The 8,146-nt window shown below is 75.0% G+C and carries 5 protein-coding genes and 2 pseudogenes; 4 read left to right on the top strand and 3 right to left on the bottom strand.

All coding sequences use genetic code 11. The features are described from left to right. Together KPL57_RS27045 and polA are read left to right on the top strand one after the other, a co-directional pair. Positions 1 to 647: pseudogene (locus KPL57_RS27045) on the top strand (YebC/PmpR family DNA-binding transcriptional regulator); the annotation flags it as partial. A gap of 131 nt (positions 648 to 778) precedes the next feature. Continuing rightward, positions 779 to 3,582: pseudogene (gene polA, locus KPL57_RS27050) on the top strand (DNA polymerase I). A gap of 13 nt (positions 3,583 to 3,595) precedes the next feature. Here polA and KPL57_RS27055 read toward each other — a convergent pair. The 3 genes from KPL57_RS27055 to KPL57_RS70385 form a co-directional block, all read right to left on the bottom strand. Then, positions 3,596 to 4,285 carry a hypothetical protein gene (locus KPL57_RS27055; protein ID WP_226353652.1) on the bottom strand — a complete coding sequence of 230 codons (690 nt, stop codon included), beginning with the start codon at positions 4,283 to 4,285 and terminating at the stop codon, positions 3,596 to 3,598. Positions 4,286 to 4,504: 219 nt separating this feature from the next. Then, the gene (locus tag KPL57_RS27060; protein WP_226353653.1) at positions 4,505 to 5,083 is read right to left on the bottom strand and encodes a molybdenum cofactor biosysynthesis protein; all 579 of its coding nucleotides are present in this window, start codon (positions 5,081 to 5,083) and stop codon (positions 4,505 to 4,507) included. A gap of 40 nt (positions 5,084 to 5,123) precedes the next feature. After that, positions 5,124 to 6,236, bottom strand: a complete 1,113-nt coding sequence (locus tag KPL57_RS70385) for an alpha/beta hydrolase (RefSeq protein WP_226353654.1) — start codon at positions 6,234 to 6,236, stop codon at positions 5,124 to 5,126. 137 nt (positions 6,237 to 6,373) lie between these two features. On the opposite strand from KPL57_RS70385, the gene ruvC reads away from it, so the two are divergent. Together ruvC and ruvA are read left to right on the top strand one after the other, a co-directional pair. After that, positions 6,374 to 7,024: a crossover junction endodeoxyribonuclease RuvC gene (gene ruvC, locus KPL57_RS27070; protein WP_226353655.1), complete on the top strand. Its 651-nt coding sequence runs from the start codon at positions 6,374 to 6,376 to the stop codon at positions 7,022 to 7,024. A gap of 101 nt (positions 7,025 to 7,125) precedes the next feature. Beyond that, the coding region (gene ruvA / locus KPL57_RS72810; protein ID WP_374203796.1) for a Holliday junction branch migration protein RuvA at positions 7,126 to 8,146 on the top strand (1,021 nt) is incomplete at its 3' end.

The raw sequence follows: 8,146 nt of genomic DNA on the forward strand, positions 1-8,146 counted from the left end.
CGGCCCGGACCGGCGGCGGTGACCCCGACGGCAAACCCGACGGCTCTACGAGCCATCCAGAAGGCGAAGAAGAGCTCGGTCCCGAACGACAACATCGACCGTGCGGTCAAGCGTGGTTCGGGTGCCGACGCCGGTGGCGCCGACTACCAGACGATCACCTACGAGGGCTACGGCCCGAACGGGGGTCGCGTGTGGTCGCGTGCCTGTCCGACAACCGGAACCGGGCGGCGACCGAGGTCCGGACCGCGATGACCCGCAACGGCGGCACCATGGCCGACCCGGGGTCGGTGGCGTACCTGTTCAACCGCAAGGGCGTCGTGGTGCTGCCGAAGGCCGACCTGTCCGAGGACGACGTGCTGATGGCCGTCCTCGACGCCGGCGCCGAGGAGGTGAACGACCTCGGCGACAGCTGGGAGGTCGTCTCGGAGCCGACCGACGTCGTCGCGGTGCGCACCGCGCTCCAGCGCAGCGGGATCGACTACGACTCCGCCGAGGCGGTCTTCGTCCCGTCGATGCAGGTCGAGCTGGACGCCGAGGGTGCGAAGAAGGTCTTCAAGCTGATCGAGGCGCTCGAGGACTCCGACGAGGTCCAGAACGTCTACGCCAACTTCGACGTCTCCGACGAGGTCATGGCCGAGGTCGGCTGAGCGGCGCGGTCCCGTCCCGGTGCGGTCGTCCCCCTCGTGGGGCGGCCGCACCGTCGTCTCCGGGGCCGGCCCGTCCGGGAGCCGACCCGCGGCCGCGTTCACTGTCGGGGTCGGTTCTAGACTCGCCGCCGATGAGCACAGGCGACGCAGGGCACACCCAGAAGTCGGCCTCGGCGAAGAAGAAGGCACCGGCGAAGCCGCGCCTGTTGCTGCTCGACGGCCACTCCCTGGCCTACCGGGCGTTCTTCGCGCTGCCCGCGGAGAACTTCCGCACCGGGACCGGGCAGACCACGAACGCGGTCTACGGCTTCACCTCGATGCTGATCAACCTGCTGCGCGACGAGGAGCCGACCCACCTCGCGGTGGCCTTCGACGTGTCCCGCACGACCTTCCGCTCCGAGCGCTACGCCGAGTACAAGGCGAACCGCTCGTCGACGCCGGACGACTTCCGCGGCCAGATCGACCTCATCAAGGAGGTCCTGGGCGCGCTGAACATCCCGGTCTTCGCCGTCGACGGGTACGAGGCCGACGACCTCATCGCCACCCTCGCCCACCGGGCCGAGGCGCGCGGCTTCCAGGTGCTCATCACCACCGGGGACCGTGACGCGTTCCAGCTGGTCACCGACGACGTCACCGTCCTGTACCCCAAGCGCGGCGTGTCCGATCTCGGTCGGATCGACCCGGCCGAGGTCGACAAGCGCTACGGGCTCACCCCGACCCAGTACCCGGACTTCGCGGCGCTGCGCGGCGACCCTCGGACAACCTGCCCTCCATCCCGGGGTGGGGGAGAAGACCGCGGCCAAGTGGGTCCGGAGAGTTCGGTTCGCTCGCGGAGCTGACCGACCGGGTCGACGAGGTGAAGGGCAAGGCCGGGGACAACCTGCGGGCCAACCTGGCGAAACGTGCTGCTCAACCGCCAGCTCACCGAGCTGGTGCGCGACGGTCGGACCTCGGCGCCGAGCCCGAGGAGCTCGAGCTGCGCCCCTGGGACCGGGACGCGGTGCACCGCCTGTTCGACGAGCTGGAGTTCCGGGTGCTGCGCGAGCGGCTGTTCTCCACGCTGTCCTCCGCCGAGCCCGAGGCCGAGTCCGTCTTCGAGGTCGCCGGCGAGGTCGTCGCCCCCGGCGCGGTGCGGGGCCTGGCTGGACACCCACGCCCGCGACGGCCGTCGCGTCGCGGTGAGCTTCGCCGGGGTCACCGGCCCGATCGCCGGGCGCGACCTCGACGGGATCGCGCTCGCCGCGGGCGAGCCGACCGTCGAGCAGCGGGCCGCGGGCGCCACCGCGGGGCGTCCCGGCCGCCGGCTACCTCGCGCTGACCGGCCTCACCCCGGACGACGAGGCCGCGCTGGGCGACTGGCTCGCCGACCCGTCCGTCCCCAAGGCGGCGCACGACGTGAAGCCGGTGCTGCACACGCCTGCGTGCGCGGGGCTGGCCCCTGGGCGGGCTGACCAGACACACCGTGCTCGCCGCGTACCTGGCCAAGCCCGGGCAGCGGACCTTCGACCTGGCCGACCTCGCGCTGCGCTACCTGCGTCGCGAGCTGCGCACCGAGGAGCCCGCCGACGGTCAGCTGTCGCTGCTGGGCGGCGAGGAGGAGGCCGACGCCCGGGCCGCCGAGCAGGAGATGCTCGCGGCCTCGGCGATCGCCGAGCTCGCCGACGCTCTCGACGCCGACCTCGCCGAGCGGGGCGGCAGCGAGCTGCTGGCCGACCTCGAGCTGCCGCTGGCGTTCGTACTGGCCGACTGCGAGGCCGCCGGGATCGCCGTCGACGGCGAGACCCTGTCCGACCTGGAGTCCGACTTCGGCACCCAGGTCCGGGAGGCCGCGCGGCAGGCCTACGAGGTGATCGGCAAGGAGATCAACCTCGGCTCGCCCAAGCAGCTGCAGGTCGTGCTGTTCGACGAGCTGGAGATGCCCAAGACCAAGCGCACCAAGACCGGCTACACCACCGACGCGGACGCGCTGGCGAGCCTCTACGCGCAGACCGAGCACCCGTTCCTGCAGTTCCTGCTGCAGCACCGCGACGCGACCCGGCTGAAGGTGACCGTCGACGGGCTGATGAAGTCCGTCGCCGAGGACGGCCGGATCCACACCACGTACTCGCAGACGATCGCCGCGACCGGCCGGCTGTCCTCCACCGACCCGAACCTGCAGAACGTGCCGATCCGCACCGCCGCCGGACGTCGGATCCGGGACGCCTTCGTCGTCGGGTCCGCGCCGGACGGCACGCCGTACGCCGAGCTGCTCACCGCGGACTACAGCCAGATCGAGATGCGGATCATGGCGCACCTGTCCGAGGACGCCGCGCTGATCGAGGCGTTCCGCTCGCAGCACGACTTCCACGCCGAGACCGCCGCCCGGGTCTTCGGCGTCGCGGCCACCGAGGTGACGCCCGAGCAGCGCGCCAAGATCAAGGCGATGAACTACGGCCTGGCCTACGGGCTGTCGGCCTACGGCCTGTCCGGGCAGCTGCGGATCTCCACCGAGGAGGCGAAGGGGCTGATGGACGACTACTTCGCCGGGTTCGGCGGAGTGCGCGACTATCTCGCGGGAGTCGTCGACCAGGCCCGCAAGGACGGCTACACCGCCACCATCCTGGGGCGGCGGCGGTACCTGCCCGACCTGACCAGCGACAACCGTCAGCGTCGGGAGATGGCCGAGCGGATGGCGCTCAACGCCCCGATCCAGGGCAGCGCGGCGGACATCATCAAGGTCGCGATGCTCGGGGTGTACCGGGCGTTGCAGGCCGAGGGGCTGCGCAGCCGGATGTTGCTGCAGGTGCACGACGAGCTGGTCCTCGAGGTCGCCGAGGGTGAGCGCGAGGCCCTGGAGGCACTCGTGCGTCGGGAGATGGCGGCCGCGGCGGACCTGTCGGTGCCGCTGGAGGTGTCGGTCGGGTCCGGCCGCAGCTGGGACGCCGCGGCGCACTGACCTCGCGCCCGGGTCAGCCGGCGACCGCTCCCCGGGTGGGCGCGGTGCCGGCTCCGGTGCCGTGTGCGGCTGCGGAGCGGTGGCGCAGATGTCCCGGCGCGAGGATGCGGCCGGCGCGGCCCAGCTCCGCGACGAGCTGCTCGACCGCGACGTCCTGACGGCGGGCCGCGGCGTGCAGGATCGCGCAGAGCCGCCCGACCGTGCCCTCCGTGACTGTGGTGCCGGCTGTGCCCGCTGTGCTTGTGGTGCCGGCCGTGCCTGTGGTGCCGGCCGTGACGCCGGTGGTGGTGTCGGTCGTGCCATCAGCCGCGAGGCCGGTCGGGGTGGCACGGGGGCCGGTGCGGCGTCGGGTGTCGCGCTCGTGGCGCAGCACCGCGGCCAGGTCGCGCCCGGCGGCGGCGAGGACGTCGGCGTCGTCGGTGTGGACCGCGACGACCGCGTCGGCGTCCCCGGCCGCGGCCACCGCGCGTTCCGCGGAACGCGACCATGCCCGCAGCGCACGCCGCCCGGCCAGCGACGGCGGAAGCTCCAGCCCGCCGGCCTCGGCATCGGCCAGGGTGACCAGCAGCTCCCCGATCAGGACGGCCCGGCGGGCCCAGGTCGCCCGGTCCCCGGGCAGACCCCGGTGCACGACGACGCCCGCCTGCGCGGGTTCGGCCGGCGGCACGTCGGGGCGGCGGGGATGCGGGACCGGGGACGACATCGGCGTCACCTCCTGCGGTGCCGACGTCGGTAGGGTCGCAAACCCTCCCACCTGCTGTTACAGCGCGGCGGCGGACGGTGCGGGCCCCCCGCCGGACGGTCCGTGCTCGGCGTCCGGCGGTGCGGATCCCGGCAGCGCTGGCCTCGGTGGCGCTGCTCTCGACGTCGCGGATCCCCGTGGTGCGGATCCCCGTGGTGCGGATCCGTGCTGTGCGGGTCCCTACGGTGTGGATCCCCGCTGTGTGGATCCCTGCGGTGCGGCTGCCGCCGGTTCCAGGATCGTCAGCTCGGCGGGGCCGAGGCGGAGCACGCCGTCGTCGAGGGGCTCGCAGCGGACCCCGCCCCGGCCACGCAGCGCGGCCCACGCGCCGTCGCCGATCTCGGTGTCCATCCAGCGGCACGGCGCGGCGGCGCGGTGCGCGCGGAAGCGGACCGGGCCGTCGCCGGAGTCCAGGGCGAACAGCGCGCCGGTGCCGCCCCGGCCCGGTGCGGCGAGCGCGTCGACCGGGGCGCCGCGCAGCACGATGTTGCGCCGCGCCGCCCGCGGGGTCGCGGTGGCCTCGACGACGTCGCCGAGGACCGTGCGCAGGTGGTCCAGCGACTCCGCGGCCAGCAGCGTCACCGCGGCCCGGGCGTGCGCCGGTCGGCCGGCGTAGCGGTCGCCGACGATCCCGTGGCCGGCGCGCACCCGGACCTCGTCGCGCAGCGGCGGCTCCGGGTCGGGACGCGGCCCGTCGGCGGGCCTGCCCTCGTAGGCGTGCCGGGACGCGACCACCAGTGCGGTGATCTCGACCCGCATCAGTTCAGCCTGGTCAGGAAGCGGATCACGGCCTCCCGGGTCAGTTGCGCACCGGGACTGCCGAAGGGGCGGTCGAAGACGTGGTCGGCGTAGGGGACGGTGACCAGCCTGCCGTCGACCCCCGCGGAGCGGAGCTGCCGGTCGTAGGCGGCGACCCGGTCGGGCAGGACGTAGTGGTCCGCGGAGCCGAGCAGCAGCAGGGTCGGTGGGAGCCCGGGGCGCACCTGCTCGGCGGGGGAGAGCAGCCGCAGCAGGCCCGGCGCCTGGTCGGCGGTGCGTGCCGCCGAACAGGGTGCGCTGTAGGTCGGGGTCGACCAGCGTCAGGTCGACGGGCGGGTAGTAGGCGACCACTCCGACCGGCGGCGGGCCGGGCGTCGGCGGTGGGGCGTCGGCCGGGCCGGTGCCGCCGTACGCGGCGGGTGCCTCGGAGCACGCCAGCGTCCCGTCGAGCAGTCCGGAGGTGACCGACAGCGCCAGCGTCGCCCCGGCGGACTGCCCGCCCAGGACCAGCCGCGCGGGGGTCCAGACCCGCCTCGCCCGCGTGCGCGCGGACCCAGTCGACGGCGCACGCGACGTCGCGCTGCTGGTCGCGGCCGACGGGCTCGGGTGGCGGCAGCCGGTAGTCCACCGCGGCGACCGCCCAGCCGCGCTCGGCGAGCCACCGGTTCAGCGCGGTGCGGTCGCTGCGGTCCCCGCTGGTCCACGACCCGCCGTGCACCCACACCATCGTCGGGTGCGGACCCGCGCCGGTCGGCAGGTAGAGGTCCAGCGTGCGGCCGGGGGCGAACTCGACCGACCGGTCGGGCTTCCCGTCGGGCTGGCCCAGCTCGGTCAGCGCCGCCGTCCAGTCCAGCGGGACGCCCTGCTCGGACGCGGCCCGGCCCTGCGCGGCCAGCACCGTGACCGACCCGACGACCGCCGCCAGGGCGAGCACCGCCGTCGCGACGCCGGTGAACCGGGCACCCGCGGCTCGCGCGGCCAGCCCGAACAGGATCCCCAGCACCCCGGCGAGGGCGACGTGCAGTGGGTAGGCGCCGGACAGGAACGACCCCGCGAGCCCGATCGCCGGGGTCTCGGGGCGGAACGTCCCCACCAGCACGACCAGCAGCAGCGCGGCCCACACCCACGCGAGGACCCGGAGGAACGACGTCACCTGCGCACCCTGTCATCCCGGGCGTCACCCCGGTCCGCCCGGCCCGGCCCCGCCGGTCCGGCGTGCCCGCCCGGATGGGACCGTCCCGACCGGTACGGTTCTCGAACGGCTGTGCGGTCCGAGGCGAGGGGGACGCGGTGCGGGTGCTCGGGGTCGACCCCGGACTGACGCGGTGCGGCATCGGCGTCGTCGAGGCCGGTGCGGGCCGGACCGTCGGGTTCGTCGACGTCGGCGTCGCCCGCAGTGAGCCGACCCTGCCGCTGGAACGGCGGCTGCTCGCCGTCGCCGACGAGGTGGAGCGCTGGGTGGCCCGGCACCGACCCGACGTGATCGCCGTCGAGCGGGTGTTCAGCCAGAACAACGTCCGCACCGTGATGGGCACCGCGCAGGTCAGCGGCGTCGTCGCGCTCGTCGCGGCCCGGGCGGGGCTGCCGGTCGCCTTCCACACCCCCAGCGAGGTGAAGGCCGCCGTCACCGGTGAGGGCCGCGCGGGCAAGGCGCAGGTCACCGCGATGGTCACCCGGCTCCTCGGCCTGGACGCACCCCCGAAGCCCGCCGATGCCGCCGACGCGCTCGCGCTCGCCATCTGCCACTGCTGGCGCTCACCGATGATCGACCGGATGGCGCAGGCCCAGGCCCGCGCCGAGGAGCTGGCCGCGGTGCACCGTGCCCGGCTCGCCGAGGCCCAGCGCGAGCGCGGCGGCGCCCGGCCCGGTGCCGCCGAGCAGTGGGCCGCGGCCCGCGCGGCCGCCGACGCCCGCTCGGCCGGCGGGTGGCGCGCGCGCTGAACCCTCTCGCCCGGTGGTGGCGTGGTGTCGCGTGCGGTCCGGTCGGTGCGGCCCGGTAGCGTCGGTGCTCGAACGGTCGTTCGTCGGAAGGGGACCTGTCAGTGATCCACTCGGTGCGCGGTCCGGTGCTGGAGATCGGGCTGGACCACGCGGTCATCGAGGTGGGTGGGGTCGGGCTCGCGGTGTACGCCACCCCCGCCACGCTGGGCGGGCTGCGTCGCGGGGACGAGGCCCGGCTGCCGACACACGCTGGTGGTGCGCGAGGACTCCCTGACCTCTACGGGTTCGCCGACGCCGAGGAACGCGAGCTGTTCCTGCTGCTGCAGACGGTGTCCGGGATCGGGACGCGGCTCGCGCTCGCCACGATCGCGGTGCTGGAGCCGGACACACTGCGCCGCGCGCTGGCCGACGGCGACCTGGCCGTGCTCACCCGCATCCCCGGCGTCGGACGCAAGAGCGCCGAGCGCCTGGTCGTGGAGCTGCGCGACAAGGTGACCGCGCCCGCGCCGCGGTGCCCGCGGGCGCCGTCGCGGCCGCACCGGCCCCGATGCTCGGGGTGCGTGACCAGGTCGTCGAGGCGCTGCTCGGGCTCGGCTTCACCCAGCGCCCGGCCGAGCAGGCGTCGACGCGGTCCTGGCCCACGCCCCCGACACCGACGCCCGGGACCTGCTGCGCACCGCGCTGTCGAGCCTGGGCAGGTCGCGGTGACCGACCCCGACCCCTACGCCGGGGTCGACGGTCGGCTCGACGAGCGCGCCGTGGACGCCGGGGTCCAGCCGGGGGACACCGACGTCGAGGCGTCGCTGCGGCCCCGCTGCTGGCCGAGTTCGTCGGCCAGCCCCGGGTCCGCGAGCAGCTGCAGCTGGTGCTGGAGGGCCCGTCGCCGTGGCGACCCGCCGGACCACATCCTGCTGTCCGGCCCGCCCCGGGCTCGGCAAGACCAGCCTCGCCATGATCATCGCCCAGGAGATGGGGCCGCGATCCGGCTGACCTCCGGCCCGGCGCTGGAGCGGGCCGGGGACCTCGCCGCGATGCTGTCCAACCTCGTGCCCGGCGACGTGCTGTTCATCGACGAGATCCACCGCACCGCCCGGCCCGCCGAGGAGATGCTCTACCTCGCGA

The sequence above is a fragment of the Pseudonocardia sp. ICBG601 genome, from assembly GCF_020496245.1.